This is a genomic window from Pseudoalteromonas sp. UCD-33C (assembly GCF_001306895.1).
Classification (GTDB): Bacteria; Pseudomonadota; Gammaproteobacteria; order Enterobacterales; family Alteromonadaceae; genus Pseudoalteromonas.
Map to the genome: position 1 here is coordinate 133,891 of NZ_LJTB01000009.1, position 26,519 is coordinate 160,409.

33 protein-coding genes and 1 tRNA gene are annotated in these 26,519 nt (G+C 42.2%); 25 read left to right on the forward strand and 9 right to left on the reverse strand.

All coding sequences use genetic code 11. The annotated features are described in order from the left end of the window. Positions 1–166: 166 nt before the first annotated feature. From AOG26_RS15780 to coaBC, 3 genes are all read right to left on the reverse strand, one after another. Positions 167–2,920 (reverse strand): S9 family peptidase, encoded by a 2,754-nt coding sequence (locus tag AOG26_RS15780; protein ID WP_054563390.1) that lies wholly within the window; start codon positions 2,918–2,920, stop codon positions 167–169. A 323-nt stretch (positions 2,921–3,243) separates the two neighbouring features. After that, positions 3,244–3,831 (reverse strand): nucleoid occlusion factor SlmA, encoded by a 588-nt coding sequence (gene slmA, locus AOG26_RS15785; RefSeq protein WP_054554189.1) that lies wholly within the window; start codon positions 3,829–3,831, stop codon positions 3,244–3,246. A 112-nt stretch (positions 3,832–3,943) separates the two neighbouring features. Then, the gene (gene coaBC / locus AOG26_RS15790; RefSeq protein WP_054563391.1) at positions 3,944–5,137 is read right to left on the reverse strand and encodes a bifunctional phosphopantothenoylcysteine decarboxylase/phosphopantothenate--cysteine ligase CoaBC; all 1,194 of its coding nucleotides are present in this window, start codon (positions 5,135–5,137) and stop codon (positions 3,944–3,946) included. A 144-nt stretch (positions 5,138–5,281) separates the two neighbouring features. Here coaBC and radC point away from each other — a divergent pair, with 144 nt between their 5' ends. The 17 genes from radC to alr all read left to right on the forward strand — a co-directional run bounded on the left by radC (position 5,282) and on the right by alr (position 17,023). Continuing rightward, on the forward strand, positions 5,282–5,956 hold the full coding sequence (radC, locus tag AOG26_RS15795) for a RadC family protein (RefSeq protein ID WP_054563392.1): 675 nt from the start codon (positions 5,282–5,284) through the stop codon (positions 5,954–5,956). 273 nt (positions 5,957–6,229) lie between these two features. After that, positions 6,230–6,466 carry a 50S ribosomal protein L28 gene (gene rpmB, locus AOG26_RS15800; protein ID WP_036973115.1) on the forward strand — a complete coding sequence of 79 codons (237 nt, stop codon included), beginning with the start codon at positions 6,230–6,232 and terminating at the stop codon, positions 6,464–6,466. An 11-nt stretch (positions 6,467–6,477) separates the two neighbouring features. Beyond that, positions 6,478–6,633 carry a 50S ribosomal protein L33 gene (gene rpmG, locus AOG26_RS15805; protein ID WP_022946036.1) on the forward strand — a complete coding sequence of 52 codons (156 nt, stop codon included), beginning with the start codon at positions 6,478–6,480 and terminating at the stop codon, positions 6,631–6,633. Between the two features lie 228 nt (positions 6,634–6,861). Beyond that, positions 6,862–7,203, forward strand: a complete 342-nt coding sequence (gene rpsF / locus AOG26_RS15810) for a 30S ribosomal protein S6 (protein ID WP_036973113.1) — start codon at positions 6,862–6,864, stop codon at positions 7,201–7,203. A gap of 67 nt (positions 7,204–7,270) precedes the next feature. Beyond that, complete coding sequence (gene priB / locus AOG26_RS15815; protein ID WP_036973732.1) at positions 7,271–7,573, forward strand: primosomal replication protein N; 303 nt, start codon at positions 7,271–7,273, stop codon at positions 7,571–7,573. Between the two features lie 12 nt (positions 7,574–7,585). Then, a complete protein-coding gene (gene rpsR, locus AOG26_RS15820; RefSeq protein ID WP_002962753.1) occupies positions 7,586–7,813 on the forward strand; it encodes a 30S ribosomal protein S18 in 228 nt (75 codons plus the stop codon). Positions 7,814–7,848: 35 nt separating this feature from the next. Then, positions 7,849–8,301 carry a 50S ribosomal protein L9 gene (rplI, locus tag AOG26_RS15825; protein WP_054554192.1) on the forward strand — a complete coding sequence of 151 codons (453 nt, stop codon included), beginning with the start codon at positions 7,849–7,851 and terminating at the stop codon, positions 8,299–8,301. Positions 8,302–8,603: 302 nt separating this feature from the next. Next, entirely contained in the window at positions 8,604–9,035 is a 432-nt protein-coding gene (locus AOG26_RS15830; protein WP_327077777.1) for a type IV pilin protein, read from the forward strand. 5 nt (positions 9,036–9,040) lie between these two features. After that, entirely contained in the window at positions 9,041–9,493 is a 453-nt protein-coding gene (locus AOG26_RS15835) for a GspH/FimT family pseudopilin (protein WP_054563394.1), read from the forward strand. Beyond that, positions 9,490–9,891 carry a type IV pilus modification PilV family protein gene (locus tag AOG26_RS15840; protein ID WP_054563395.1) on the forward strand — a complete coding sequence of 134 codons (402 nt, stop codon included), beginning with the start codon at positions 9,490–9,492 and terminating at the stop codon, positions 9,889–9,891. The genes AOG26_RS15835 and AOG26_RS15840 overlap by 4 nt, the downstream gene beginning before the upstream one ends. Continuing rightward, positions 9,888–10,412 carry a prepilin-type N-terminal cleavage/methylation domain-containing protein gene (locus tag AOG26_RS15845; RefSeq protein ID WP_235575509.1) on the forward strand — a complete coding sequence of 175 codons (525 nt, stop codon included), beginning with the start codon at positions 9,888–9,890 and terminating at the stop codon, positions 10,410–10,412. Before AOG26_RS15840 ends, AOG26_RS15845 begins: the two co-directional genes overlap by 4 nt. After that, positions 10,405–12,153 carry a DUF7305 domain-containing protein gene (locus AOG26_RS15850; protein WP_235575510.1) on the forward strand — a complete coding sequence of 583 codons (1,749 nt, stop codon included), beginning with the start codon at positions 10,405–10,407 and terminating at the stop codon, positions 12,151–12,153. Before AOG26_RS15845 ends, AOG26_RS15850 begins: the two co-directional genes overlap by 8 nt. A 142-nt stretch (positions 12,154–12,295) precedes the next feature. Then, entirely contained in the window at positions 12,296–12,847 is a 552-nt protein-coding gene (locus AOG26_RS15855) for an RNA polymerase sigma factor (protein WP_054554197.1), read from the forward strand. Then, positions 12,834–13,319: a hypothetical protein gene (locus AOG26_RS15860; RefSeq protein WP_082401718.1), complete on the forward strand. Its 486-nt coding sequence runs from the start codon at positions 12,834–12,836 to the stop codon at positions 13,317–13,319. Before AOG26_RS15855 ends, AOG26_RS15860 begins: the two co-directional genes overlap by 14 nt. Positions 13,320–13,330: 11 nt before the next feature. Then, positions 13,331–14,272: a DUF4097 family beta strand repeat-containing protein gene (locus AOG26_RS15865; protein ID WP_054563397.1), complete on the forward strand. Its 942-nt coding sequence runs from the start codon at positions 13,331–13,333 to the stop codon at positions 14,270–14,272. Between the two features lie 292 nt (positions 14,273–14,564). Then, entirely contained in the window at positions 14,565–15,944 is a 1,380-nt protein-coding gene (gene dnaB, locus AOG26_RS15870; RefSeq protein ID WP_054563398.1) for a replicative DNA helicase, read from the forward strand. Continuing rightward, on the forward strand, positions 15,944–17,023 hold the full coding sequence (gene alr, locus AOG26_RS15875) for an alanine racemase (RefSeq protein ID WP_054563399.1): 1,080 nt from the start codon (positions 15,944–15,946) through the stop codon (positions 17,021–17,023). The genes dnaB and alr overlap by 1 nt, the downstream gene beginning before the upstream one ends. A 5-nt stretch (positions 17,024–17,028) precedes the next feature. Here alr and AOG26_RS15880 read toward each other — a convergent pair whose 3' ends face one another. Then, the gene (locus AOG26_RS15880; protein WP_054563400.1) at positions 17,029–17,268 is read right to left on the reverse strand and encodes a DUF2960 domain-containing protein; all 240 of its coding nucleotides are present in this window, start codon (positions 17,266–17,268) and stop codon (positions 17,029–17,031) included. Positions 17,269–17,383: 115 nt separating this feature from the next. Between AOG26_RS15880 and AOG26_RS15885 the strand changes: the two genes are divergently transcribed. Genes AOG26_RS15885 through AOG26_RS15895 form a run of 3 tightly spaced genes read left to right on the forward strand, consistent with a single transcriptional unit; the run spans position 17,384 to position 19,092 of the window. After that, positions 17,384–17,641, forward strand: coding sequence for a YkoF family thiamine/hydroxymethylpyrimidine-binding protein (locus tag AOG26_RS15885; RefSeq protein ID WP_054563401.1), 258 nt, complete (start codon positions 17,384–17,386; stop codon positions 17,639–17,641). 20 nt (positions 17,642–17,661) lie between these two features. Beyond that, on the forward strand, positions 17,662–18,285 hold the full coding sequence (gene pnuC / locus AOG26_RS15890) for a nicotinamide riboside transporter PnuC (RefSeq protein ID WP_054563402.1): 624 nt from the start codon (positions 17,662–17,664) through the stop codon (positions 18,283–18,285). Next, complete coding sequence (locus AOG26_RS15895; RefSeq protein WP_054563403.1) at positions 18,286–19,092, forward strand: phosphotransferase family protein; 807 nt, start codon at positions 18,286–18,288, stop codon at positions 19,090–19,092. It abuts the gene before it with no gap. Here AOG26_RS15895 and AOG26_RS15900 read toward each other — a convergent pair. Continuing rightward, entirely contained in the window at positions 19,089–19,271 is a 183-nt protein-coding gene (locus AOG26_RS15900) for a helix-turn-helix domain-containing protein (RefSeq protein ID WP_054563404.1), read from the reverse strand. The two genes, AOG26_RS15895 and AOG26_RS15900, sit on opposite strands and share 4 nt — an antisense overlap. Before the next feature lie 219 nt (positions 19,272–19,490). On the opposite strand from AOG26_RS15900, the gene AOG26_RS15905 reads away from it, so the two are divergent. After that, positions 19,491–19,565, forward strand: a tRNA-Arg gene (locus tag AOG26_RS15905). Positions 19,566–19,627: 62 nt separating this feature from the next. Then, positions 19,628–19,849 carry a Rho-binding antiterminator gene (locus tag AOG26_RS15910; RefSeq protein WP_054563405.1) on the forward strand — a complete coding sequence of 74 codons (222 nt, stop codon included), beginning with the start codon at positions 19,628–19,630 and terminating at the stop codon, positions 19,847–19,849. Here AOG26_RS15910 and zntB read toward each other — a convergent pair. Continuing rightward, positions 19,844–20,815 carry a zinc transporter ZntB gene (zntB, locus tag AOG26_RS15915; protein ID WP_054563406.1) on the reverse strand — a complete coding sequence of 324 codons (972 nt, stop codon included), beginning with the start codon at positions 20,813–20,815 and terminating at the stop codon, positions 19,844–19,846. The genes AOG26_RS15910 and zntB overlap by 6 nt on opposite strands. Positions 20,816–20,975: 160 nt before the next feature. Between zntB and AOG26_RS15920 the strand changes: the two genes are divergently transcribed. The 3 genes from AOG26_RS15920 to AOG26_RS15930 are packed head-to-tail and all read left to right on the forward strand — an operon-like array spanning position 20,976 to position 23,468. Then, a complete protein-coding gene (locus tag AOG26_RS15920) occupies positions 20,976–21,398 on the forward strand; it encodes an ATP-dependent zinc protease family protein (protein WP_054554208.1) in 423 nt (140 codons plus the stop codon). A 59-nt stretch (positions 21,399–21,457) separates the two neighbouring features. Next, positions 21,458–22,363 (forward strand): 30S ribosomal protein S6--L-glutamate ligase, encoded by a 906-nt coding sequence (gene rimK / locus AOG26_RS15925; protein ID WP_054563407.1) that lies wholly within the window; start codon positions 21,458–21,460, stop codon positions 22,361–22,363. Positions 22,364–22,409: 46 nt separating this feature from the next. Further along, a complete protein-coding gene (locus tag AOG26_RS15930; RefSeq protein ID WP_054563408.1) occupies positions 22,410–23,468 on the forward strand; it encodes a succinylglutamate desuccinylase/aspartoacylase family protein in 1,059 nt (352 codons plus the stop codon). A gap of 341 nt (positions 23,469–23,809) precedes the next feature. Here AOG26_RS15930 and AOG26_RS15935 read toward each other — a convergent pair whose 3' ends face one another. The 3 genes from AOG26_RS15935 to AOG26_RS15945 form a co-directional block, all read right to left on the reverse strand. Further along, positions 23,810–24,370 carry a mechanosensitive ion channel domain-containing protein gene (locus tag AOG26_RS15935; RefSeq protein WP_152966982.1) on the reverse strand — a complete coding sequence of 187 codons (561 nt, stop codon included), beginning with the start codon at positions 24,368–24,370 and terminating at the stop codon, positions 23,810–23,812. Positions 24,371–24,434: 64 nt separating this feature from the next. Next, positions 24,435–26,150 carry a BamA/TamA family outer membrane protein gene (locus tag AOG26_RS15940; RefSeq protein WP_082401719.1) on the reverse strand — a complete coding sequence of 572 codons (1,716 nt, stop codon included), beginning with the start codon at positions 26,148–26,150 and terminating at the stop codon, positions 24,435–24,437. Positions 26,151–26,217: 67 nt separating this feature from the next. Beyond that, the gene (locus tag AOG26_RS15945; protein ID WP_054563410.1) at positions 26,218–26,514 is read right to left on the reverse strand and encodes a DUF3630 family protein; all 297 of its coding nucleotides are present in this window, start codon (positions 26,512–26,514) and stop codon (positions 26,218–26,220) included. Positions 26,515–26,519 lie beyond the last annotated feature (5 nt).

The following is a 26,519-nucleotide window of genomic DNA, read 5'->3' on the forward strand; positions in this document are numbered from 1 at the left end:
GGGTGAAATATAGATTTGTTCTGATTAACTTTCCACTTACAAACTGGGGTTTAAATCGATTGATAAAATCGAAAAAATAGATGGTGTGATTGATTTTATAGAACAAAGCCAGCAAAAATGCTGGCTCTGGGGGAGGTGTGCAGTAAGCTTAAATTTAGCTTATTGCTTATTCTTCAATAAAGGGTACACCGTTTTTGATCCACTCAGCGGCTGGTTTGCCTTTTAAGTAGTGATCAAAATATTCCATCATGCGTACTGAGAAATCCACTTGGTTAGGGAATTTCTTCAGGTGATGTGGTTCACCTTCGTATTGTAAGAAGGTGGCATCTTTACCCGCACGACGAAGCGCGAGGTAGTATTGAACCCCTTCGTGCCACGGCACAGCATCATCTTTGTCGCCAAACATAATCAGAATTGGGGTATTCACTTTATCGGCGAAGAACACCGGTGAGTTTTCGATGTATAGCTCTGGGGCTTCGAATAACGTTTTACCAATGCGGCTTTGCCCTGTTTCGTATTGGAACTGACGCGCAAGGCCTGATTTTAAGCGAATACCGCTGTATGCACTGGTCATGTTAGATACTGGCGCACCCGATACAACCGCCTTAAACATATCTGTTTGAGTGATCATAAAGGCACTTTGGTAGCCTGCCCATGAGTGACCTTGTAAACCAATTTTATCTGGATCAGCAATGCCTAAATCAATCAACTTTTGAGTGGCGTTGATCATCGTTTGGGTTGACGACTTACCTGGGTGGCCAATTTCAAAACGTATATCAGGTAAGAAAATCGCATAACCATTTGAGGTAAACATTGGGAAGTTAGGGCGATGATTTAACTCCATTTTCGGGAAGTCATACATGCGTTGGCTCATATAGCGGTAGAAGTACACAACCACCGGAACCTTATCGCCTTTTTTGTAGCCCGCAGGTTTGATCAATACGCCTTGTAAATCTTCCCCATCAAACCCTTTGTAGCTAATAAGCTCAGGTTTTTCACCCCATGCAAAGTTGCTAATTTGTGGGTTAAGGTTGGTAACACGTTGTGGCTTTTTGAAGCTAAAGTCAGTTTGGTAGTAATCAGGGAATTGCTGATATGTTTGCGCAGTAAATAGGTATTTGTCGGCATTTTTCGCCTTTTTCACCACATCATAGCGCTTTTTACCTGAAAGTACTTTGCTCACTTTATTGCTTGATAAGTCAAGTTTGGCAATTTCAGTTTGCTTATCTTGCAGGTTCTTTGCACTTAGTAATAATGTTTCGTCTTTGGCAAAGCCCACTTGGTCTTTATCAAGTTTAATAACACGATATTGGGTATTGGTTTCTTTACCTTGAGTTAAACGGGTTGCTTTTTTAGTTGCGACATCAAAAGCCCAAATATCAAATTTACTGTAAACCAGTACTTGGCTGCTGTCGTTTAACCAGCCTGCAAAACCATAACCCGGCTGAGGTGATGGGTAGTCATGTTTATCATCAGCAAAAATAGCGTTAATTGCTTTAGATAAGGTCGAAACCTTGTTGTTACCTAAATCTTTAAGCTGTACTTGGCTGTCTTGGAAAAATGCCGCAAATTGACCATTAGGCGCAAGGCTTGGTCTAAACGGATAGTCGCTGACAATAGCGGTTTGTTTACCGGTTTTAACATCAACACTAAAGTAATCTGCGTAAAAGCCGCCATACATAATACGTTCTAGGTACGGTCGGTCTGAATAGCCTAATAGCGCTTCGCGGTGAGTATTAAGCGAAACCTCAGGCATGTTCGGCGTGCTTAACTGCACAACTTGCTGACCATTTACATGATATACCGCTTGGTAGTGGCGAAGCTTATTCGCTTTGTTCCATTGCTGCTCTTCGCGAGGCTTAATTTCAGCGTCTTTGTTATGCCAAACGTTAAGGCCTTTTTGGTCGCGAATGGTATCGAAATCATATAAAGAGGCTTCACCTTTGTATTCTTTTGCGATAACTTTTGCAGCGAGTTTAGGGTGGTTTTCAAAGTATAAACGAGCACCATCTTCAGACCATTTTAGCGATGCTGTTTTGCCAATAGTCCAGCTACTATCTGCAGAGTGAATGGTTGAAAGCGCCCCGTTTTGTAAAAGCTGTAAGCTGTGATCACGACGGCGTGTATCATCATTAACGTAATTACCAATTAATAGCGCTGCGGTATTGCTGTTTGGTTGCCAAGCTATTTTATTTGCCACAACGCCCGGCTCATCAATCAGTACACTCGTTGCGAAGTCATTATTAAGCGCAACTAATACAACTTGGTTGTCGGCACCATCACTGTAGCTTTGGCTTGCTAATAATTGCTCACCGGTGCTGCTAATCGCATAGCTGAATACGTTGTTTAGAGTGTGAGTGGTTTTGTCCTGAAGGTTAACAAGCACTAAATCAAAGCTTTTATCTTTTTTGTCTGGCTTGATTTCGCTGCTGTTTTCGTCTTTTTCTTCGCTGTCTTTTTTATCAGCTTTCTTATCTAGTCGATAAGCAAGCCATACACCATCATCCGATAGTGCATAGTCTTTTACATCGTTAAAGGTTTGTTGCTCACCATTTTTAGTATTCACTAAAACAAGGTTGTTTTTTAGCTGGTCTTTTTTCTTGGTGGTTTCTTTTTCAAGTAGGGTCGGTACCTGAGTAAAAGCTACCCAGTTTGCTGCTTTATTAATAGTTGGGCGAGTACCGCGCTCAACGCTAGTTAGCAGGGTGTTGTTGTTTAATGTATAAACCTGACCTTGTGCATTACCGCGATAAGGGTCGGCACTAAAGCTAAGAATTTGGCCATCTTCAGAAAGTTGGGTGCCTTTTGCGTATTTAAAATCAAACACGTCTTTAAATTGCAGAGCTTCTTTCGCACTAACCTGTGCACTACCAAGGCTTGTCACCAAGGCTAAGCTCAAAAGTGATAATTGCGCTTTCATTCATCTTTCTCGTTGTTTTTAAATTGATGCACCCAGTGTAGCGTTTTTAATAAACAATTCGAGTAGATACGATAAGTGGCGTGTTTGGGAAGGTGGAAGGGGAAGTTACGAGGGGAAAGTTAGCGAGATTAAAGCTTGTAGGCGTGAAATTTATTTCACGCGAAAAAATTGCACAAAGAGAAGTGAATGAGAAAAGAATGAGGAAAGTTAGAAAGCAGCTTGCTAACTTTACTCTTTCCCCTAGAAGCTCGCTAACTGTTCGGAATTCAATCTGATAGCTGAAGGCTGACAGCTCGAACTTTACTCTTTTCCCTAGCAACTCACTACAACCAAATCTTCTGTAGCTCTGGCCATTGTTTTTCAAATTGTGCACTTGGTTTTGCTTTAAAGTCGCTGCGCACGAATTGATTCATCTTACCTTCTACATAGGCGAGTAGGAAGTTGGCTAGGGTGCTTTCGTCTGACTGGAATGCTTTACCTTCGCGAAGTTTGCGTTCGCGTAGCACTTGCTTGAACTGAGTTTCTAGCTTTTCAAATAAGCCTTGTACACGCTCACGTAAACGCTCTTGCTCACCTTGTAAGGCATCACCGGTCAAAATGCGGGTAATGCCCGGGTTTTTCTCGGCGAAGGCTAACAATAACAGCAAAATATTGTACACACGTGTTTGGCTTTCTTTCTCATTTTCTAAAATGAGGTTAATGCGTGATAACAGGGTATCTTCAATAAACTCGATTAGGCCCTCAAACATCCGTGCTTTACTCGGAAAATGACGATATAACGCAGCTTCAGACACACCTACCTCAGCCGCGAGCTTTGCGGTGGTGATACGTTGACCTGGGCTGGTTTCTAACATTTGTGCGAGTGCTTGCAGAATCTGCTCTTTGCGATTACTTCTTTTTGTCGCAGGCATGACCATTCCTTTCTTATAATTTATTACTTGCGCTGTTGGGAGTCAGACAAGCCATTTTTTGTGCAAATGAGTGGCTTATGTTAATGTTTTATTCAGTTTCTTTCCAGCATTTTTACAAACGCTTGGCAAGCTCAGTCATTACGCTCATGGCTAAATCTTTTTTACTTCCCATTGCTAAATCTAGCTGCTCATTGTGCCAGAAGAGTGTTAAAGCATTATGATCAGAATTAAAGCCAAGGCCTTCTTTTGATACGTCATTTGCGCAGATCATATCGAGATTTTTGTTCTTTAACTTACCTTGCGCATAGCTTGCAACATCTTGAGTTTCTGCCGCAAAGCCAACGGTATAAGGGCGGTTTTCGCTAAGTGCTGCGACATTAGCGATAACATCTGGGTTCTTAACTAAAGTAAGGGTTAGTTCATCGTCTTGCTTTTTCATCTTTTGCTCATGAATTGCTGCTGCACGGTAATCAGCCACTGCTGCACAGCCGATAAAAGCATCCGATTGTGCGGCCAGTTCCATTGAGGCGGTAAGTAATTGCTCAGCACTTTCTATATTAGTAAGCAGGGCATTAGCAGGTGCTTTAATTGTTACGGGGCCTGAAATCAGATTTACCTTTGCACCTAGCGCAAGTGCAGCTTCTGCAAGGGCATAACCCATTTTGCCTGAGCTGTGGTTAGAGATATAACGAACTGGGTCAAGGGCTTCTCGGGTTGGTCCTGCAGTAATCGTGATGGTTTTGCCTGCAAGTAATGGCTCAACTTCAGGTTGTGTACAAAGTGCGACTAACTCATGAGGCTCTAACATACGGCCTGCGCCTACATCACCACAAGCTTGCTCGCCTTTACCTGGGCCCCAAATAGCCACGCCGCGCTCACTTAGTGTGGCAAGATTTGCTTGTGTAGCAGGGTGGGCATACATTTGTTGGTTCATTGCAGGCGCAACCGCTACCTTTGCAGGGGTAGCCAGTAGTAGGGTTGTTAGTAAGTCATCTGCAATACCCATGGCCATTTTGGCTAAAATATTACTGGTTGCAGGGGCGACTAAAATAAGGTCTGCCCATTTGGCAAATTCGATATGACCCATTGCGGCTTCTGCTGCGGGGTCGAGTAATGAATCAGAAACAATCTCACCGCTTACCGCTTGCATAGTTAAAGGAGTAATAAAGTGTTTGGCTGAGTCGGTCATGACGACTTTTACTTCACAGTCTTGATCTTTTAAACGGCGAACAAGTTCTGCACATTTATAGGCTGCAATACCACCACTCATACCTAGCAGGATTTTTTTATTAACTGATTTTGTCATTACGTGAAATTTAACCTTTGTCGATATGGGCTAACGATAGCAAATCTTTACCGATAGCATGAAGTTTTCTTTTATACAGACAGGAAAAAATTGGATTTTATAGTACAGTTTAATAAGTGGAATAGTTGTTTTAAGGATGAAGCAATGCCATTAACCGATTTACCTTTATCAGCAAGGCCGCGGGAGAAGTTACTTGCCCAAGGCGCCAAAGCACTCTCAGATGCAGAGTTATTAGCAATCTTCTTACGTACCGGTGTACCGGGTATGAATGCCATTGAGCTGGCTGAGCACCTGCTCGATATAAACAGCACTTTGCACGACTTATTTAATGCATCTGAACAAGAGTTCTGTGCCCAAAAGGGTTTAGGAGCTGCTAAGTATGTGCAGCTTCAAGCGGTACTTGAGCTAAGCCGGCGCTATATGCTTGAGCAATGTAAGCGCGAGGCACTATTTAATTCGCCGCAAGCTGTGTATGACTATTTAACTATTCAATTACGTGGCTTACAGCAAGAAGTATTTATGGTGCTGTACTTAGATAGTCAAAACCAGCTAATTAAAGACGAAGTACTTTTTTACGGCACTATTAATGCCGCTTCTGTGTACCCACGCGAAGTTGTTAAAGCTGCACTGCGTAATAATGCGGCGGCTCTAATACTTGCTCATAACCACCCAAGTGGGGTTGCTGAACCTAGTCAGGCCGATAAATTAATCACCACAAAATTACAGCAAGCCTTAGCCTTAATTGACATAAATGTGCTGGATCACATCATAGTGGGTGGTGAAAATTGTGTTTCGTTTGCTGAAAGAGGGCTTATATAGAGCCAACTGTATTAGAGAGTGTGTTAAAAATGAGCAGTTTAGGGCGATTTTAGAAATTAGTTTAATTTAAATGCAGTTTTTACTTTCCCTAAGGGCATTCGATCTTTATAATTAGCCGCTATCAAATTTACACATGAGCTGATTGGATAAGATCTGTTACTTGATCTTTGCCTGTATAAGCTGTATAAAGAGCGCCCTTCGATTTATCCCGGGGCACAAATACTGGCCTAAGGGAAAATTAAGCTCGAGCGAAGTTATTGGAGATATATAGACATGTCTAAAGTATGTCAAGTTACAGGTAAGCGTCCAGCGGTTGGTAACCACCGTTCACACGCGAGAAACGCGACTAAACGTCGTTTCCTACCTAACCTACAAACTCACCGTTTTTGGGTTGAAAGTGAAAAACGTTTTGTAACACTACGCACTACTACTAAAGGTATGCGTATTATCGATAAAAAAGGCATCGACGCGGTTCTTACAGAAATCCGTGCTCGTGGCGAAAAAGTTTAAGGAACTGAATCATGCGCGATAAGATCCGTTTAGTTTCAACTGCTGGTACTGGTTTTTTCTACACTACCGACAAGAACAAGCGTAACATGCCTGAAAAAATGGAAATCAAAAAATACGATCCTAAAGCTCGTAAACACGTGATTTTCAAAGAAGCTAAAATCAAGTAATTTTAGTTTTCAGAATATCAAAAACCCAGCCTCGGCTGGGTTTTTTGTTTTTAGCGTTTAGAAAATCTTAATAGAGCACAATAATCTAGCTTGGCTTGCTGTTTTATCTTGCTTAATTATCAATCTAAGCGTAAAATGCGCGCTCATTTCGGCTTATTAAATTTAATTCCTTGCCTTAAACCGACTGGCCGAAACGGTAGAAGGCTCTATTAACCGTAAGGAATATCCATGCGTCATTACGAAATCGTATTCATGGTTCACCCTGATCAGAGTGAGCAAGTACCTGGTATGATCGAACGTTATACTGGTTCTATCACTGAAGCTGGTGGTACTATCCACCGTCTTGAAGACTGGGGCCGTCGTCAATTGGCTTACCCAATCGACAAGCTTCACAAAGCTCATTATGTTCTTATGAACGTTGAAGCACCTACTGAAGTAATCAGCGAGCTAGAAACTACTTTCCGCTACAACGATGCAGTGCTTCGTAACTTAGTTATGCGTACTAAAGACGCTGTAACTGAAGCATCTCCTCTTGCGAAAGAAGAGAAGAAAGAAGCACCAGCTGCTTAATCGTTTTGAGTTCAAGCATGGCGCTTGCAGTTGAGACAAAAAGATGAGCCAACCGCTTAATCCTTATATGAATCAGCTGACACTATCTGGGGTTGTTTGTAAAACACCTAAATATAGTCAAAGCCCTGCTGGTATACCGCATTGTATTTTTGTTCTTGAACATAAATCGATGCAAGTTGAAGCAGACCTTAACCGTAATAGTTATGTCAGGCTTCAAGTTGTTGCCAGCGGCACGCCAATGCAACAACAAACTCAACAATTGCACGTTGGGCAACAAGTGCAAGTGACGGGGTTTTTAAACCGTCACGAAGGCCGAAACGGCTTAAGCCAATTGGTCTTGCATGCTCAACATATAGAAAGAATTTTTTGAGGAATTTTACTCATGGCACGTTATTTCAGACGTCGTAAGTTCTGCCGCTTCAAAGCGGAAGGCGTACAACAAATCGATTATAAAGATCTAGCTACTCTTAGAAACTATGTTACAGAAAGTGGCAAAATCGTACCTAGCCGTATCACAGGTACTAGCGCTAAATATCAGCGTCAGCTAGCAACTGCTATCAAGCGTGCTCGCTACTTAGCCCTTCTTCCATACACTGACTTACATAAGTAAGCAGCGGATTAACAGTTTTTAAAAGGTGTAGAGACATGCAAGTTATTCTACTAGACAAGATCGCAAACCTAGGTGGCCTAGGTGACCAGGTTGTAGTTAAATCTGGCTTCGCACGTAACTTCCTTTTCCCACAAGGTAAGGCAGTTCCTGCAACTAAAGCTAACATCGAAACTTTCGAAGCACGTCGTGCTGATTTAGAAGCTAAGATCGCTGAAGATCTAGCTGCTGCTCAAGCTCGCGCTGACAAGTTAGAAGCATTAGCTGAAGTTACACTAGTTTCTAAAGCTGGTGACGAAGGCAAGTTATTCGGTTCTATCGGTACTCGCGACATCGCTGAAGCTATTTCAGCTGTTGGCGTTGAAGTTGCTAAATCAGAAGTTCGTTTACCTCTAGGTACTATCCGTGAGACTGGCGAATTTGACGTAGCAATCGCAGTACACTCAGACGTATCGGCTACTATCAAAGTAATCGTTATCGCTGAAGCTTAATAGCAATATTAAGTAAAAAAAGCCGCACTTAGGTGCGGCTTTTTTGTGCCTGAAATTTATAAATTGTAGCATTTTGTACCGCTATTGCTTCTTCGTTGATCATCCAATAGTATTGGTTTCTATATTTTAAACATATAAATGCCATCCTATAATCTTACCTATTTTACAAACATACGTTCTTTTTTCTTAATTTTCTTGTTCTTATCAGTATAATCGAATGAGTAAAAGTAAATTGGTTAAAATTGACACTGACAACGCTGTCATTTATATTGTGCTGGTTAAAAAGTATTAAGGGGTTGAGGTTGAAAAGTGCATTAGTACCACATGGAATGGGTAAACAAACAGGCTTTACATTAGTAGAAATTCTTATCGTGATCGCTATTTTAGGGATTTTATATAGCGTAGCATTGCCTGCTTACACTGAGCACATGCAACGTAGTCGCCGTGCTGATATTCAACAAGAGTTACTGCAATACAGCGCCAGTCTCGAACGTATTTATTCACGAAATGGCGGCTATCCTAATGCATTCGTAACCCAAAATACCGACTATTACACCTTTACCTACACAGCGACAGATAAAGTATCAGGTGCTGTAAGCGATTTTAAAAATCGTGGCTACAGTTTAAAAGCAGCTCCTAAATCGGGTTCGGCGCAAGCAAGTGATCGCTGTGGTGAATTAACCGTTAAACATGATGGAAGTTATAGCGCTTCATTTAGTGATTGCTGGGAGTAACACAATTGCGTCGAATTGCAGGGTTTACCTTAATTGAGTTAATGGTTGTGCTGAGTGTTATTGGCATTATGGCAGCCCTTGCTTTTCCGTCTTTTAGCCAACAAATTTTGCAAGATCGCGTGGTAACTACTGCAAATCAATTAAATAGCGCCTATAAATTTGCACGCAGTGAAGCGGTCAAACGCGACAAACCTATTAACCTAGTTGTCAGTAATAATAGCTGGCAAGTGACCCTCAACGAGGGCGGGGTAGACACAGTTTTAAAAGAATTTTCGGTCACAAAAAGCGGAGTTACCGTCAACTTAGTCGCATTGGCCATTAGTGCCAGTGGCGAAGTTGATAAACAAGCTGAAATTATAGTGAAAGATGAGCACACAAATACCACAGATTACGTGATGTGTGTGCTTAAAAGTGGCCAAAACTGGTTAGTAGAAAATTCACAGCGAGGATGTGCATGAATAAGCAGGCAGGCTTTTCATTATTAGAAGTGATGATTTCAGTGGTGATCGCTGGCATCGCATTATTAGGCTTGGCGGCAGCGCAGCTAAAATCGCTACAATATGCAACCAATAGCTTTAATTACACCGTGTCACTTATTCAAGGACAAAACACCATAGAGCGTTTGTGGCCGCGCATTTGTGAAATTCAAAAAACCAATACCGCACTTTTTCAAGACGCGACATTTAGAGCTTCGCTCGCGCCACAAGTGAGTGATTATCAACTGACGATCCCAGCTACTTACAGTGATGATATGCAAGTTAATGTGGCTTGGGTCGATAAGCGCATGACAGACAATGCAGAAAATCAAATTAGTCTAAATGCCAGTTTCCCTGATTTAACGGCGGTATGCTCATGAATAAAGGCGCTCAGGGTTTTACCTTAGTTGAACTGATGGTGGCACTGGCAGCAGGCGCTTTTTTATTAGCTGGGGTGAGCTTGTCTTACTCGGCGATAAAAAGCACGATTGAAGTGAGTAAAGAGCTTGAAAACGCTCAAGAAGTGATTCGCTATACCAGTAAAGTATTCAACCGCAGCATAAAGCAAACACAACTAACACCCACCATCAGTGCAGATAAAAGCACGATTACTATTACTCAGCCAAGTGGTGTCATTGCCTGTGATGGCTCTGCAACAACTGCGCAGGTGGTTGAAGTATATAGCTTAAATGGTAGCAACTTAATGTGTTCACTCGATGGTGCTGCCTCAGAGCGATTACTGACAGGAATCGAAGCTTTGTCATTTGATATCGCCGGGGAGCTTGTAACCGTTACTGTAAAGCCAAATGATTTACCTGCTCAGTTCGGTAATGGTATTAACATTGATATTGCGTTAACTAATGCAATATTAGTCAAAGCATACGGAGCTGGCAGTGTATAACAAGCAAAATGGTTTCACCTTAATTACAGTGTTGATCTTAACCAGTATGGCCAGCATCGTGGTGCTTAGCTCGCTACGTGAAAACGTTGTTCAAGAACGCTTAAGTGGTAACTTTCAAAAGAAATTAAACAGTCGTTTAATGGCTGAAAAAGGTGTGTTTGAACAAGCTAAGTTATTGCAACAAACCTTGAATGATGAAGGTGTATTGGCGGTTGAAGATTTGATCAGTAAAACCAGTAATGCATCGGGCTCTGGTGTTATCGCTGATGATGCCATTTTTAATGCCAGTTTAAGTCAAAATGCTGCCGGTGAGCTTGAAATTGCAAGCTTAGGGCAACGATTTGATGGTGACGCACAAAGTAACTTAGTCGCCCGTTTTGCAGTACAAGGCGCGAAAGGCAGCTCTATTTTCACTAATGCGATGGTGGGCTGTAAAGGGGTTAACTTGTCGGGTAGTGGTAGTATCGACAGCTATGATTCGAGCAAAGGCACCTACGAAGAAACCAAGTCGAATGATGGTGATGTTTCAACGATTGCTGGTGATTCAGATGTGGTGCTATCGGGTCATTCACCGATAAAGGGCGATGTAAAAGCGACCGGGGTTATCTACTTAAATGGTTCATCACCAATTATTGGTAATATCCATTCAAATACCGGTGTTTATATTTCTCCTGGCAGTGGTTTACGTGTTGACGGTAATGTTTATACCCGAGGTTATTATACCCATCGTGGCGGAACTGTTTCGGGGGTTGTGCGAGCGAATGGTGATGCAAAAATGCAGTGGTCAACATTCATCACTAATAACCAAGACGAAGCTCTGGATATTATGTATGGCGGCTCAGGCGATTTTAAAGACACCTACAATAATCAACAAGATGGTGTGCACTACAGTGATAGCAAGTTTAATGTAAACCCGCATGTTGAGCCGATAACTGTTGCTGACCCAACAGCCCCTGATTATGACCCAACTAATCCAGACACCAGCTGCGACCCGTTAATTTTGCCAGAGAAAATGACAGACATCACAGACCAAGTGAGCAGTTATAGTTCTGTTTCGATTGGTCCTACGCAACAATTTAAACTTAATACTGAAAAGGGCTTTTTTAGTAGCGGTGGTAGCCAAGTTATTTTGCCAAGCCTTGCCGATGTTTTCTTGTTTAACTCTAAAGCGCAAAACCAAGCTAATGGCAGTAACAGTAAAGAGTATATCTTTGCACTTGATAGGCTCAAAATGACCAGTGACGGCAAAATGGAAGTTTCTGGTGGTGATGTTATTTTACTGATTGATGGCGACTTTTCGATGGAAGGGGATACCAGCTTAACAATCAAAAAAGACAGTAGCTTAACAGTGTTATTAACCGGAAAAGTAAATATTGGTGCAGGCGCAAAAGTCATTACTGAGCAGGAAGGATTAACCACCAGTGGCCATCCGTCGTTATCATTTTATTCATCATTTAATGGTGTAAATGGCGTGCAATTTAGTGGTGCTGCGAATTTATATGCGGCTATTTATGCACCTTTGACAACAGTGAAGCTATCGGGCAGTGGCGAGCTGTTTGGTAGTGTACGTGGCTCAACAATTACTGCATCAGGGGGCAGTGGTGCTCACTATGATGCGGGTTTATTACAAGTACAAAATGGTGGCTCGCCTGCTTCTTCGGCACGCATCGTATTTTTAGGTTGGAGCTACAAAACCACAGAAACAACTGAAGAAGAAAGCGAAGCACCCCCTGCCGAATAACGCAAAGCCCCAAATAAAATTGTGTAAGCTCAATTGTTTGTAGCTTACACAAAAAAATTTAATTTCATTTAAACCTTTTGAATCCCTCCCTACGTCTAATACACTAAATTCACAACAATAATCATAAAGGACAACATCCAGGATGTTGATAGATGCAGAACAAGCGTTTGCCCAGCAAAGTGAGCATGCCTTGATAGAGCGCGTAAAAAGCGGTGATCAAGCTGCCTATGCAACACTTTATGAGTTGCATGTGAAGCGGGTTTATAGCCTTTGTTTAAGATTGCTTGCAGACAAAGAGCACGCCGAAGATGCAACACAAGAAGTGTTTGTACAGTTGTGGCACAAAATCGCGAACTTTGATGGACGCTCACAATTTTCGACTTGGTTACATAGTGTTACCAGCAATATTGCGATTAGCTACATTCGCAAACATAAAAGTTGGTTTCAAAAAGTAGTGAGTTTTGAACAAAGCGGTATGGATGAGCAAAGCGCAGCAGATTGCGACGGCTTTAACGGCCTCGACAAATTAGTACTGAGACTACCTGAGCGAGCACGTATGGTGTTTGTACTTCATGCAATTGAAGGTTATCGCCATGAAGAGATAGCAAGCATGCTTGATATGGCGGTCGGTTCAAGTAAATCGCAATTTCACCGTGCAAGGCAGTTATTAAAAGAGTGGTATGAAAATGAGTAAGCCAGAATTTGAACAATTTTTAAATGACTCGCTTAACCATAAGCAAGATATTAGCCCAGACAAAGATCTCTGGCCCGGTGTTGAGCGAGCAATTGCAACAGGGCAATCAGAGCAAACTGATAAGCCAACCCATGGCTGGAATAAACTCGCTGCAGTTGCCGCTTGTTGTATTGCCGCACTATTGACCGTACAGCTTTTTGTTGGCCAAGGTGAGCCAAATAGCATGATGGCAATGAGCGATTATTTTACCAAGCAAAAGCAAGGTTTGTTGGTGCAGTATCAAAATCAACCTGCATTAACCGATAACTGGCAGCAACAACTAAAAGAGTTAGAAGAAGCCGAAAGTGCCATTAAGCAAGCACTTGAGAATGAACCTGAAAACCCAGCTTTATTACAAATGCTGTCGCAGGTTTATCAGCAACAACTGGACTTAATTAACAAGGTGCATGCACCGAAGTGGCAAACGATTTAGGAGTGACAATTATGAAATTACTAGCCTTAACTTTAGGATTACTGCCACTGATGGCAATGGCAGGACAAACCATTAATGAACAAATTGATGTACCTGCCAATAAACGCATTTTTATTGAAAACCAACGTGGTGATGTACGCATTGAAGGGTGGGATAAACCACAACTTAAAATCGAAGGTGAGCTTGACGATAAAGCCCAAGGTTATCGTTTAGAGGTTGAAGGCAGCCGTGTTGAATTTATCGTAAAAATGCCGCGAAATTTAGGTGGCTGGAATAGCGGTGACGGCTCTCGTTTAACCATTTACATGCCAAAAAGCAGTGAGCTTGAATTTGCTGGGGTGAATGTCACAGTTAGTGCTAAAGAGCTTGAAGCAGGCGCAGAGATTGATACCGTCAATGGTGATATCACAGTGCAAGATATTCGCGGCAACATGAGCTTTGAAACGGTTAATGGTGATGTGAATGCTCATGATTTAAACGGTGATATTCGCTTTGAAACAGTTAATGGTGAAATTAACGATAAAAACTCGCAAGGTGCTTTACGCTTTACCGCGGTGAATGGCGACATTAAGTCAAAAACCAAAGCACAAGATGTGCGTCTTGAAAACGTAAACGGTGATATCGACTTTGCATTTGATGCAATTAAAAAGCTGCGCATCAATACCGTAAATGGTGAAGCAGAAGTTCACATCAACAAGTTACTAGCAGATGCCAATATTCGTTTTGAATCAGTCAGTGGTGATGCAGAGTTTTACTTCCCAGCTGATGTATCGGCAAAGTTTGAAATTGAAGCTCACGCTAACGGTAAAATCGTTAATGAGCTTAGTGATGACAGAGCAACGAAGGCGAAATACGGCCCATCTAGCGACTTAGAATTTAGTATTAACGGTGGGGATGCTGATATAGAAATGGATACGATTAGCGGACGTATTGAACTTCGTAAACAGAAATAACGATTAGAGTTCACTCAATTACAATATTTCACTCAATTACAATAAAGCGGGAGGACTTCCCGCTTATACCAATCGTGTTAAGTTGTTGGTCTTAAATAGCGACAGATAAATGAAGTGATAACAAGGCAGAAATTTTGACATGTAGTTACTCTACTTTAGACATTTCTAACGCAGTTAGCGCTTTATTTAGCACGCTAGAATGACCAAATATTTAAGTCGATTGGTATTAACTATTTGCACAGCCTTAGCAAGTAGATAGAATAGAGCCATTCAATTTTAGTTTTGTGATGTTATGGCCAAACCAGATAAGCAAGTCGATACGTTAAAAGTCCCTCCCCATTCAATAGAAGCTGAGCAATCTGTTTTAGGTGGTTTAATGCTTGATAATCAAGCGTTTGACCGAGTTGCTGAGTTAGTGGTTGCGCAGGATTTTTATACCCGAACTCATAAGCTGATTTTTGAGGCTATGGTTAGTCTTGCTGAAGGCGGTGATCCAATCGATTTGATCACTATTTCTGAGAGCTTAGAGAAAAACAATCAGTTAAGTAGTGTTGGTGGTTTCGCCTATCTAGCTGAAATTGCTAAGAACACGCCAAGTGCGGCGAACATTGATGCCTACGCGAATATCGTGCGAGAGCGTGCTGTTATTCGTGAAATGATCGGTGTTGCGAACGAAATTGCAGAAGCTGGTTTTAGCCCAGAAGGGCGTACCAGTCATGACCTGCTCGATTTTGCTGAAAGTAAAGTATTCAAAATTGCTGAGCAGCGTAGTAAAAGCACCGAAGGCCCACAAAACTTACACAGTATCTTAGAAAAAACTGTTGATAAGATTGAAGAGCTTTATCAGTCGCCACAAGATGGTGTGACGGGTGTAAGTACCGGCTATGCTGACCTAGATAAAATGACGGCGGGTATGCAGCCTTCTGACCTTATCATTGTGGCAGCACGTCCATCGATGGGTAAAACAACCTTTGCGATGAACTTAGCCGAACACGCAGCCATGACACAAGATAAGCCTGTACTTATTTACTCACTAGAGATGCCTTCAGAGCAAATCATGATGAGGATGCTGGCATCGCTAGGTCGTATTAACCAAACTAAAGTTCGTACCGGTCAGCTAGATGATGACGATTGGGCGCGTCTGTCGTCAACCATGGGCTTGTTGATGGAAAAAGGTAAGATGTATGTTGATGATGCATCGGGCCTAACACCAACAGATGTGCGTTCACGTGCACGTCGTATTGCCCGCGACCATGGCGGTATTAGTATGATCATGGTCGACTACTTGCAGTTAATGCGTGTGCCAAGCTTGTCGGACAACCGTACCTTAGAGATTGCTGAAATCTCTCGTTCATTAAAAGCACTGGCAAAAGAACTGCAATGTCCGGTCATTGCACTATCGCAGCTTAACCGTACCCTAGAGCAACGTGCCGATAAACGCCCAATCAACTCCGACTTACGTGAATCAGGCTCAATCGAGCAGGATGCCGACTTAATCATGTTTATTTACCGTGATGAAGTCTATAACGAAGACAGTACAGAAAAAGGCGTGGCCGAAATCATCATAGGTAAACAACGTAACGGCCCAATCGGTAAAGTACGTTTAACCTTCCAAGGTCAATTCTCGCGTTTTGATAACTACGCGGGTCCAGCCATGGACGACGAATACTAATGCGCTTAGCCATTGCCGAAATCAACCTACAAGCACTTGCTCATAATTTAGCGCAAGTGAAGCGCTTTGCGCCTGGTTGCAAAGTAATGGCGGTGCTTAAAGCCAATGCTTATGGCCATGGCTTAGTTAAAATTGCTCAATACTTAAATGATGCGGATGCATTTGCGGTTGCGCGAATAGACGAAGCGTTAGCGCTACGAGCAGGTGGGCTGACAAAACCGATTGTATTACTTGAAGGTTTTTTTCATAAAGATGATTTACCTATCTTGCTTGCCAATAACTTTCAAACCATTATTCACGATGAAAATCAGCTCGCAACGCTTGAAAATACAAGCCTTGATGCACCAATTGCGTGTTGGTTAAAGGTGAATACGGGTATGCATCGATTGGGTATTGCGCCATCACAATTTGAGTCTTTCTACAGTCGGTTAAAAGCAAGCCCAAATGCCCGTGATGACATTAAATTAATGACGCACTTTTCGTGCGCCGACGACATCAATGATGAAAAGACTGCTCAGCAAATTGCCTTATTTGACTCACTGGCAGATGGCAAAAGTGAACAGCATTGCCTTGCAAATTCTGCTGGCATTATTGCTTGGCCAAAAGGCCATGGTGAGTGGGTGCGCCCTGGCTTGATGCTGTATGGCGTATCGCCAATGCTTAATGGTGTAGGGCAACAGCACGGACTAGAGCCTGTTATGCGTTTAACAACGCGAGTTATCGCTATACGCGATGTCGATGCCGATCAGTGTGTTGGCTATGGTGGACGCTGGCACAGCGATAAACCGACTAAGCTTGCGGTGGTTGCGATGGGCTATGGGGATGGTTATCCACGCCATGCCGAGCAGGGCACACCTGTGGTTATCAAATCACAACGCTATGGTATTGTTGGCAGTGTCGCGATGGATATGATCACGGTGGATATTGGTGATAACCGCGACAACATCAAAGTTGGTGATGAGGTGATTATGTGGGGGCCTGAGCTACCCGTTGAAGAGATTGCCCAATGCGCAACAACCATTCCTTACGAGTTACTGTGTAATATCACCCCACGTGTAAGCTACGAGTATCAAGAGTAACTTTGTTACTCTTTAATAAAATACACGTCACTGAATCCCATTCGTGCAAACTCTTGGTCACGAAAGTTACGTACTGCTGCAGAGCCTTTTGAAGTCATTTCGACTTGCTGTTCCATCTTTAAATAATTGGTTAAATCAATGCCTTCAGCCGCAGCAATAGCATGATACATATCGCGGTATTTATCTTTTGCAAACTTGATTTCGCGAGGCTGGTTTTTAAATTTGTAAGTGATGCGGCGTGCCATAATGAATCCTCAATGTTTATCGGGGCTGATTTTACACTAAAAAATAACCATAGCCATGACTTGTTAGTATAAGCGGGTTACAATGCAATACTTTTCAAAGACTCGGTAAATCATAATGAAACTTTCAGTAGAGATCAGTAAGTACCCACTACATCAAGACTACATTCCGTTTATCAAAGGTTTTATTGACCGTGTAAACAGTTATGAAGGGCTTAAAGTGATCACCAACACCTTATCTACTCAGATTTTTGGCGACTATGATTTAGTGATGTCTGTACTTAATACTGAAATCAAACGTTCTTATGAAGAGTTTGGTAAAGCTATTTTCGTCTGTAAATTCTTACATGGTGACTTGTCGCCTAGCGAAGACTAAACCCTAAAGTAGCGCGTGTTATGGAATTTTTGAGCGAAACCTTCTCAGGCTTTACTGCCATGTCGCATTGGGAATATATTGCCGTTGCCTTATCGATGGCGTATTTACTGTTAGCGATCAAAGAAAGCTTATGGTGTTGGCCAGCCGCGTTTGTGAGCACCTTTATTTATACCGTAATGTACTGGAATGGCGCACTGTTGATGGAGTCGCTACTTAATTTTTACTACATGTATATGGCGGTATATGGTTGGGTGGTTTGGCGCAGGGGCGTGAATAATAAAGATCATCTGCCCATTATTTCATGGTCGTTAAAGCGTCATGCGGTGATTTTGCTTGCCACCTCACTGGCTTCAGTTGCCATTGGTTTTGTGATGACCAATTACACCCACGCTGATTTTGCTTATTTAGACAGCTTTACCACCTGTTTTGCGGTGGTGACAACCTACCTTGTTGCCAAGAAAGTACTGGAAAACTGGTTGTACTGGATTGTAATTGATGCAGCATCTATGTACCTATACTTTGAAAAAGGGTATTACCCAACCTTAGTACTTTTCGTGTTTTACACCATTATGGCCGCATGGGGCTTTAAAACCTGGTATGAAGAATACGAGCAGCATCAGGCTAAGCCGCTTGCACAGCTATAGATGAAAACTGAGCAACAAATTCACGCGCTTTTTACGCGCTTCAACTCACGTTTAGTTATCACCTCAATCAGTCCGCTGGTTGAGGGGCTAAGCAATGATAACTACCTAGTTAAAACAGCAAGCAAAGATTTTTTGGTTAAGCACTATCGCGACCACTGGCCGGCGATTGGCCTTGCGGCGCAAGCGCATTTTGCAAAGCAAAGCTGCTGTCCATCCCCACTTTGGTTAGAACAAGCAACCGATACGGCTATTTTCGAATACGTGGCAGGCAGCATTGCCAGCGGTGAGTTTTGTAGTAGCTTATTGCCCGACTTAGTTAATTTACATCGTTACCCTGTGCTAACCGAGCCGATGGATATTGCCTACGAAATTAACTACTACCAGCAAACAGCGCGTTATCAGCAACATGCTGAGCTAATTAAACAGTCACTGGCTTATATTGCTTCAGCGCCTAAAGACATGGGTTTTTGTCATAATGATTTAGTAAAAGAAAATATCATTGTGAATGAGTCGGGTATGTTTTTAATCGACTTTGAATATGCCAAAAGCAACGATGTTTATTTTGACTTAGCTGCGCTGGTGGTGAGCTTTGCGTTAAATGACGAGCAGCAATTAGTGTTACTTAAACGTTACCAAGCGTTAGTGTGCGAACATCATGAGTTTTACTTATCAATTGAAAAGCTCGAGGCATTTCATGCGCTGTTTTTGCTTTTATGTATTTGTTGGTACGAACAACGTGGTGCGATGGATAAAGTGGCGCCCCTGCTAACACAGCTTAACCACTTCATAGAAAAAGCTAAAAATTAAAGACCGCCAATTCGCTCGGCAAGTTCTTTATATTTTTTTACGTCTTCTGGATCAAACAAAGGTTCACCTTTGTCATCTTGTGATTTCGAGATCAGTAAATGCTCGCGAGCAAGACGTTTTACGCGTTCGACTTTTACACCTAAAAACTCCGCGACTTGCTCTGTAGACATTAAACTCATGATCAAATTCCCCTTACATGGCAATACTGCCACCTTGTTATTAATTTTATTAAGTATACGTTAATACCTTGGTTCTGCACGAAAGTGAAGTGTTTTAATGCAAATTGCTGAATTTATGTGCATATAAAGGCCTCGATGCTAGCATTTAGCACAAGATGCCATTATCATTGCCGGGTTGTCATGCTGATATCGCGAGTCAGTATTGACGACGACAAATGTGCTCTCGTGGTGAAATGGATATCACGTGGCCCTCCGGAGGCTAAGTTGCAGGTTCGATCCCTGCCGAGAGCGCCATTTGCTCTTCACTTTAATATCTTCTAAGCTCGATTTATTCCTTCAGCAATCTCAAAAAGCCAATGACTTATCAACCTATCGCATGTGGCGACTACGATAAATATGAATTATGGTGCATGCATAAATCCTTATTACGTATTACCTTAGTATCTGGTGAGCAGTTAGAAGGAAAAGCAGAGACCCTTAAAATACTCAACTCCGATGGTGAGCACCTGATTTTGGCAACAAAAAAAGGCGAACATGCCGCCCGCCTTGATTTAATTAAAAAGGTTGTTGCGTTATAACCACTTCTTATTTTTAAAGTAAATACCAATCCCAACGGTTAGCACCACTAAGAAAATAATAAATAAGCTAAATGCGTAAGGGCTTTCAGTGCCTGGAATACCGCCTACGTTTACACCTAGTAAGCCAGTTAAAAAGCCAAGTGGTAAAAACAGTGCTGCAACTACCGACATCACATACATGCGTTGGTTTAGTTGCTCAGACACTTGGCTAGTAATTGCTTGTTGAATAATTTGCGCGCGTTCAATTGAGCTATCTAGCTCTTCTAAATAACGGATCAACATATTGGTTGTTTCGTTTAAGCGTGCTTTATCGTCTTCATCTAACCACTTATATTTGTTGTTTAACAAAGTAATGAGCGCTTCTTTTTGTGGTCTTAAATAACGTTTTAACGCGATTGTTTGGCGGCGTATTTGTGCTAATGATTGATGATCAAAGCCTTTGTTTGGTTCATCAATTTCATCTTCAAAGCCATCGAGTGTGTCATCTAAACTGTCGATAACAGCTTGCATACGCGATGTTAAGTTTTGCGCTAATTGGCAAACTAACTCAGAGATTGAGCAAGGACCATTGCTGCCATCGAACGATTCAACAACATCCTGCACCGATAATAAACGGCGCTTACGGGTTGTGATCACAATATTTTCGTTAATAAATAAGCGTAACGAGACCATGTCTTCTGGGCTTTGCGCAGGGTTTAAGTTAACCCCACGTAAAAACAGCATATTACCATTAGTGACTTTGCTTAAACGCGGACGTGTTTCATCGGCAATCAGGGACTCAAGCTCGTAATCAGTTAATAAATTACTTTGCTCAAGCCAGTCAACGGCTTCAGCTTGGCTGTAGTCCATGTGCACCCAAAGTTTTCCGTGTTCGGGTTGCCAATTTTGCAGCTCAGTACTATTTTCAATAGCACGTGCACCGCCTTGTTCGTCTAAAATTAAGACATGAAGTAACCCATTGATCATATTGAACTCTCGTTTTACAAATAGTGCTATATGGTTGAGTAAATACATTAATATAGTCAAGACTACATTAATGAAATCGACTTATCGAGTGGATAAATATATTTCGTTGGTGTTTCTAGCTCTGTAGCGTATAAGACACTTTTTTATAGAGGGCACATTAATGAGCGCAAAAATTATTGTTGGCTGGCGAGAATGGCTTGGCCTGCCTGAACTGGGAATAGAAAAAATCAAAGCAAAAGTTGATACCGGAGCGAGAACTTCATGTATTCATGCTTTTGACATTGAGGAATTTTCAGAAAATGGCGAAGCATGGGTGAAATTTACTACCCATCCTCTACAAGACGATGTAGAAACAACGGTAGAGTGTCGTGCCAAAGTAGTTGAGCGTAAGTATGTGACCAGTTCAAGCGGTCAGCGTGAGCTACGCTACTTTATTGAAACAAAATTAGTCGCAGGAACCCAAAGCTGGCCTGTAAGGGTGACTTTAAGTAACCGTTCAACAATGAAGTTTAGAATGTTGTTAGGGCGTACAGCAATGGAAAATCGCATAGTCGTTGATCCGGCTTTATCTCATTTATTATAGGAAAAGGACTTATCACACGTTGCTACGTGTATGAGTTTATCAGTTAAGGTTTTTAACTTATGAAACTTGGTATTTTATCTCGCAACCAAAATTTGTATTCAACACGTCGCTTAATTGAAGCCGCAGAGCAGCGTGGCCACGAAGTGAAAGTGATTGATGCACTTCGTTGTTATATGAACATCAATTCAGAGCAGCCAGAAATCCATTACCGTGGTGAAAATTTAAAGGATTTTGACGCTATCGTGCCGCGTATTGGTTCGTCAGTAACTTTCTATGGCTGTGCGGTATTACGTCAGTTTGAAATGATGGGTGTATACCCTGTCAATGAATCTGTGGCGATCACTCGCTCACGCGACAAGTTACGTTCACTACAGCTACTTTCGCGTAAAGGTGTAGGTATGCCAGTGACAGGCTTTGCAAGTAAACCAGATGATGTAAAAGACTTATTAAGCATGGTGGGTGGCACGCCAGTCGTTATTAAGCTACTTGAAGGTACCCAAGGTATCGGTGTGGTATTAGCTGAAACACGCAAAGCTGCAGAAAGTGTAATCGAAGCATTTATGGGCTTAAAAGCCAACATCATGGTGCAAGAGTATATCAAAGAAGCGGGCGGTGCTGATATTCGCTGCTTTGTATTAGGCGATAAAGTAATTGCCGCGATGAAGCGTCAAGCGCAAGAAGGTGAATTCCGCTCTAACTTACACCGTGGTGGTAGTGCGACTTTGGTTCGTATTACTCCAGAAGAAAGAAAAACAGCTGTTGCTGCAGCTAAAGCGATGGGCTTAAACGTAGCGGGTGTTGATTTACTTCGCTCTGCACGTGGTCCATTGGTGATGGAGGTTAACTCATCACCTGGTCTTGAAGGTATTGAAGTTGCAACCGGTAAAGACATTGCAGGCATGATTGTCGAGTTTATTGAAAAAACAGCGGCATCAAAGAAAACTGCAACTCGTGGTAAAGGTTAAACCTTTACCCATAGGAAAATAAGCGCTCTATTAAAAGGAAAAGTGCGTGGCTAAGGTTAAGAAAAATACACCGTTTTCAATTTTAGGCGATACGGTGGGTGTTGGCGAACGTAAAACATTTGCAATTGAAGCTGCCAAGCTTTACACCCACTCGCCGTTAAATATTCCAATTGAAGTCGTCAATGGTGTGCAGCAAGGACCTGTATTAATGGTGTGTGCTGCAATTCACGGTGATGAGCTCAATGGTGTTGAGGTTGTTAGGCAGTTGCTTGCTAAAATCGATCCTGAGCAATTGCGCGGTACTATTATTGCGGTACCGATTGTGAATGTGTTTGGTTTTATTCATAAGTCACGCTACTTACCAGACCGTCGTGACATGAACCGCAGTTTTCCGGGCTCAACGCGTGGCTCGTTAGCTGGGCGCATGGCGAATGCGTTTTTTACTCAAGTGGCGATGCATTGTACGCATATTATTGATTTACACACAGGGGCAATTCACCGAACTAACTTGCCGCAAATTCGCGCTAATTTGAGCGACCCTGCAACAGCAGCCATGGCAAAAGCGTTTGGTACTCCTGCGGTGATCGATGCGTCACTTCGCAATGGCTCATTACGCAGTGAAGCTGCCAATTTAGGAATACCCGTTATTACCTACGAAGCCGGCGAAGCGCTGCGCTTTGACCCAATTGCCATTGCAGCAGGTGTGCAAGGTGTTGACTATGTGATGCGCCATTTAAAAATGGTGCGCGGCAAACGTGCTAAAAAGCTACCAGAGCCGATTATTGCAAGCTCGACGAGTTGGATACGTGCTGAAGTTGACGGTATTGTTCGTGCACAAGTATCACTGGGTGAGCGAGTAATGAAAGGGCAGGTCCTCGCTTATATAAGTAGCCCTCTTGGTGATGCTGAACTTGAACTACTCGCGCCGCGAAGTGGTATTGTCATTGGTCAGCAGACTATGCCGCTGGTAAACGAGGGGGATGCCGTATTTCATCTTGCTTACTTTGCTCATGCAAACAGCCTAGTTGAACAACAGCTCGAAAACTTTATTGATGAAATAAGTGATATTGAAGACGAGTTAAAAACCGCAGATTTAAATAACTAATACCCTATTCTGTAATTCAAAAAGCCAAACTATATGTTTGGCTTTTTTGTATCTGCTTGTCCCCATCTATTACTTGACCTTAGAGCAAGTGCAAGATTTATAGTTTTTTACTTACTTAATTGTCGTAAGAATGACTAAAGGATCAAAGATGAAAATATTGCTATTTTATACAGGCTTATTCACGCTTGCTATTTCACTTACGCACGGCTTTTTTACAGAGCTAAGTGTTGCTCATATCGTGTTATTTCACCCTTTAGTCATTTTATTTAGTTTTATATTAATCGCCTATGGAAGCAGAAAAAGAACACCTTTTTAGCAAGCATCTCGTTAACTTTAAGCCGTTACTTTTTTGGGCCTAAAATACGTTTTATGGTTGGCGCTTTAGTCGCTGTTGGCGGGTTCTTTAACACCATTACAGGGCGGGTGACAAAGATGTTGTTTGGGTAAATCACTTTGTGACCATCAATATGCTCGAGTACAACATTCATTAAGCCCATTTCGATAATGCGGCCTTCTAAGAAGTTTGCACCGTCAATTACTCTTACCCAAAAGCCAACACGGCAGTCGTTTTGAATAAACATCAACAAGAAAGCTGTTAGGTTACTTAGTAAAGACCAGGCGGCAAAAAGCGCGACACCTAGCATGGCAAAAATTGATGAGCCAAGTACTAATAAGCCCCGTAGCTCTATACCCCAAAAAACTAACACTAAGCACAGCATAACAATGGCAAGAATGATATTGAGCAACAGCTCAGCACGGTATTCGCGATGCGGATCAGCCTTGCCTTTAATTGCTTTTAACAGCAGCTTTTTGGTGGTTTTACGCAGTAGCGGATAGAGCAAAACCGCGATAACAGTCACGATTAAATGATATTGCTCGTTAAAGAATTCGACGAAGTCCAAAAGGGTTCCTAAGTTAATATTTTACGTTTTGATTTTAGCTTTTTAGCTTAACAATACCACTACTTTAAAAGGTATTTTTAACCGTTACTAGCCATTGCACTGAGTCAATATCGTCATCTTGTTTGTTAATTGGTGCGGCAATATCTAGGTGGATAACCGTACCTGCATTGGCACGGCTTGGCGCTAAACGCAGGCCCACACCCACATTTTGTAGAACGTTACCATTGGCACCATTATCTTTGTCGTTATACCAAGCTCTACCAATATCATAAAACGCGGCACCACCCACTTTAAACAATTGCAGTAAGTCATATTCCCAGTAGTAGCGTTTTTCTAGAGTCACTAAAAAGCTGCGGTCGCCTACTTGGTAGTCAAGCGGGTAACCACGTAGGCCATTTTCACCACCAATAGTGAGTTGTTTATCAGCAGTGAGGTTTTCAGCATATTGTAAGCGTACTTTGGCGTACCAGCTTTGTCTTAGTGTGGTATTGAGATAATACTGTAGCTGCGTGCTGGCAAACAGGTTTTCAACGTCATCGGTTTCTTCATTCCAGTAGCCATCAAGGTCTGCTTTAAAGCGCCATAACTGGTTGTCCCCATAGTAATGTGCTTTTGATAAAGATAACGAATAAATAGTACGGCTGGCATCGTCGCTAAAATCATCACTCGAATAACCGAGTAAGGCGTGGATATTCCAACCAAGGTTTAAATCTTCAGTACGGTAGATGCTATCGAAGTTTCTAACCTTAACGTAGTGATCTTCAAACCATTGGCCACTAACATAAGGGTAACTCAGCGTTCTATCTTCAGCGATAGGAAAGCGCGTAAATGGCGTTTCTCTAAAGGTTTCTTCTCGGTTTTCGATGCCAAGCTTAATGCGCTGGGTCCAACTATTACCAAGTTGTGATGAATGACCAAAGTAAGCGCGGTTTAATAAGGTTTTTTGCTCAAATTCGCTAACTACATCGCCGCGATAGTAAAGTGACTCTCGGCGCTGATCTGAGTAACTTGTAACACCGTAGCTGTAGGGCGTATCAATCGAGAAAAAAGGATAGCTTACATCGAGGTAATGACGTTTACCGTCATCGTTATCTGAATATTCTAAGCGGCCTTGATAGCGGCTAGAGAATATATGCGGATCATCATACACAAACAGGTAACCAGTACGGTCAGCATCACGGGTGCGACTAAACGACACTCGCTTACCCCAGCCTAAAAAGTTAGATTCGCGAAAGCCAATGCTCGACTCATTCTTACCACCACTGCGGCTAAAGCTTATTTCAGGTAATAAGGTCCACAGATCGCGCGTAATTACTTTTACATGTACGTTGCCATCACAATCGAGCTTTGCGTTGATACGCGCGTCATACAAGTAGCCTTGTTTACGCAGTAATCGCTCTGACTCTAGCAGTTTACGTGGATTGTAAACATCACCTTCTTCAAACAATAAAACACTGTGTATTACCTCTGGCTCTGTAGTCATGTGAGCGCGATTGGCAAAGCGAAATAAAAAGTTATTTTCTTCTTCAAGCTCAGTGTTAAATACGTTCAGCTGTTCAAGTTCAATAGAGACTATTTTACGGTTATTAGCGGCATCGGGTAGTGGATTATCGGCATCGAGCTGGCGGCGTAAGTTATTATCTTGTGATTTAAGCGTACGTTGGTTTTGACAATAATTATTATCGTCAGTAAATAACTGCTCTGCATGAACATTGGCTGCTATGCAGATTGGTAATAGTGTTATTAACCTAGCAACAAAGTGCGACTGCTTAAATCCCATTTACACCCTTAGTTGAGTATCTCCTGTGCAACTACTACATACTAAGCGTGGGAAAATGTCTAGCTTATTATTGTAATTGCGCTACTAAATACTGATGAAGTTGTGGTAATGCAGCACTGGCTTCTATGCCCTCAGCATTGATCCAAATACTTTCACTGTAATGTTCAAAGTTTAGATTAAAACTATGATCTGTAAAGTGAAAGCGTAATTGGTGACGATCAGCACCGGCATCAAAGTCGGCAGTTGTTATAGCTGGCGCGTGTAAGAAAAGGGTTGCCCAAAGCTCAAAGTCTTCATCGTTTGGAAGCTCACTCGACGTTACAAGAATAATCTCATGCTCGGCATCATAGGTTAGTTCAGTCATAGCAG

Excerpts from the sequence above, each read along its gene's own strand:
- AOG26_RS15780 (WP_054563390.1), bottom strand. The coding sequence starts at position 2,920 with ATGAAAGCGCAATTATCACTTTTGAGCTTAGCCTTGGTGACAAGCCTT.
- slmA (WP_054554189.1), bottom strand. The coding sequence starts at position 3,831 with ATGCCTGCGACAAAAAGAAGTAATCGCAAAGAGCAGATTCTGCAAGCA.
- coaBC (WP_054563391.1), bottom strand. The coding sequence starts at position 5,137 with ATGACAAAATCAGTTAATAAAAAAATCCTGCTAGGTATGAGTGGTGGT.
- radC (WP_054563392.1), top strand. The coding sequence starts at position 5,282 with ATGCCATTAACCGATTTACCTTTATCAGCAAGGCCGCGGGAGAAGTTA.
- rpmB (WP_036973115.1), top strand. The coding sequence starts at position 6,230 with ATGTCTAAAGTATGTCAAGTTACAGGTAAGCGTCCAGCGGTTGGTAAC.
- rpmG (WP_022946036.1), top strand. The coding sequence starts at position 6,478 with ATGCGCGATAAGATCCGTTTAGTTTCAACTGCTGGTACTGGTTTTTTC.
- rpsF (WP_036973113.1), top strand. The coding sequence starts at position 6,862 with ATGCGTCATTACGAAATCGTATTCATGGTTCACCCTGATCAGAGTGAG.
- priB (WP_036973732.1), top strand. The coding sequence starts at position 7,271 with ATGAATCAGCTGACACTATCTGGGGTTGTTTGTAAAACACCTAAATAT.
- rpsR (WP_002962753.1), top strand. The coding sequence starts at position 7,586 with ATGGCACGTTATTTCAGACGTCGTAAGTTCTGCCGCTTCAAAGCGGAA.
- rplI (WP_054554192.1), top strand. The coding sequence starts at position 7,849 with ATGCAAGTTATTCTACTAGACAAGATCGCAAACCTAGGTGGCCTAGGT.
- AOG26_RS15840 (WP_054563395.1), top strand. The coding sequence starts at position 9,490 with ATGAATAAGCAGGCAGGCTTTTCATTATTAGAAGTGATGATTTCAGTG.
- AOG26_RS15845 (WP_235575509.1), top strand. The coding sequence starts at position 9,888 with ATGAATAAAGGCGCTCAGGGTTTTACCTTAGTTGAACTGATGGTGGCA.
- AOG26_RS15855 (WP_054554197.1), top strand. The coding sequence starts at position 12,296 with ATGTTGATAGATGCAGAACAAGCGTTTGCCCAGCAAAGTGAGCATGCC.
- AOG26_RS15860 (WP_082401718.1), top strand. The coding sequence starts at position 12,834 with ATGAAAATGAGTAAGCCAGAATTTGAACAATTTTTAAATGACTCGCTT.
- AOG26_RS15865 (WP_054563397.1), top strand. The coding sequence starts at position 13,331 with ATGAAATTACTAGCCTTAACTTTAGGATTACTGCCACTGATGGCAATG.
- dnaB (WP_054563398.1), top strand. The coding sequence starts at position 14,565 with ATGGCCAAACCAGATAAGCAAGTCGATACGTTAAAAGTCCCTCCCCAT.
- alr (WP_054563399.1), top strand. The coding sequence starts at position 15,944 with ATGCGCTTAGCCATTGCCGAAATCAACCTACAAGCACTTGCTCATAAT.
- AOG26_RS15880 (WP_054563400.1), bottom strand. The coding sequence starts at position 17,268 with ATGGCACGCCGCATCACTTACAAATTTAAAAACCAGCCTCGCGAAATC.
- AOG26_RS15885 (WP_054563401.1), top strand. The coding sequence starts at position 17,384 with ATGAAACTTTCAGTAGAGATCAGTAAGTACCCACTACATCAAGACTAC.
- pnuC (WP_054563402.1), top strand. The coding sequence starts at position 17,662 with ATGGAATTTTTGAGCGAAACCTTCTCAGGCTTTACTGCCATGTCGCAT.
- AOG26_RS15895 (WP_054563403.1), top strand. The coding sequence starts at position 18,286 with ATGAAAACTGAGCAACAAATTCACGCGCTTTTTACGCGCTTCAACTCA.
- AOG26_RS15900 (WP_054563404.1), bottom strand. The coding sequence starts at position 19,271 with ATGAGTTTAATGTCTACAGAGCAAGTCGCGGAGTTTTTAGGTGTAAAA.
- AOG26_RS15910 (WP_054563405.1), top strand. The coding sequence starts at position 19,628 with ATGACTTATCAACCTATCGCATGTGGCGACTACGATAAATATGAATTA.
- zntB (WP_054563406.1), bottom strand. The coding sequence starts at position 20,815 with ATGATCAATGGGTTACTTCATGTCTTAATTTTAGACGAACAAGGCGGT.
- AOG26_RS15920 (WP_054554208.1), top strand. The coding sequence starts at position 20,976 with ATGAGCGCAAAAATTATTGTTGGCTGGCGAGAATGGCTTGGCCTGCCT.
- rimK (WP_054563407.1), top strand. The coding sequence starts at position 21,458 with ATGAAACTTGGTATTTTATCTCGCAACCAAAATTTGTATTCAACACGT.
- AOG26_RS15940 (WP_082401719.1), bottom strand. The coding sequence starts at position 26,150 with ATGGGATTTAAGCAGTCGCACTTTGTTGCTAGGTTAATAACACTATTA.
- AOG26_RS15945 (WP_054563410.1), bottom strand. The coding sequence starts at position 26,514 with ATGACTGAACTAACCTATGATGCCGAGCATGAGATTATTCTTGTAACG.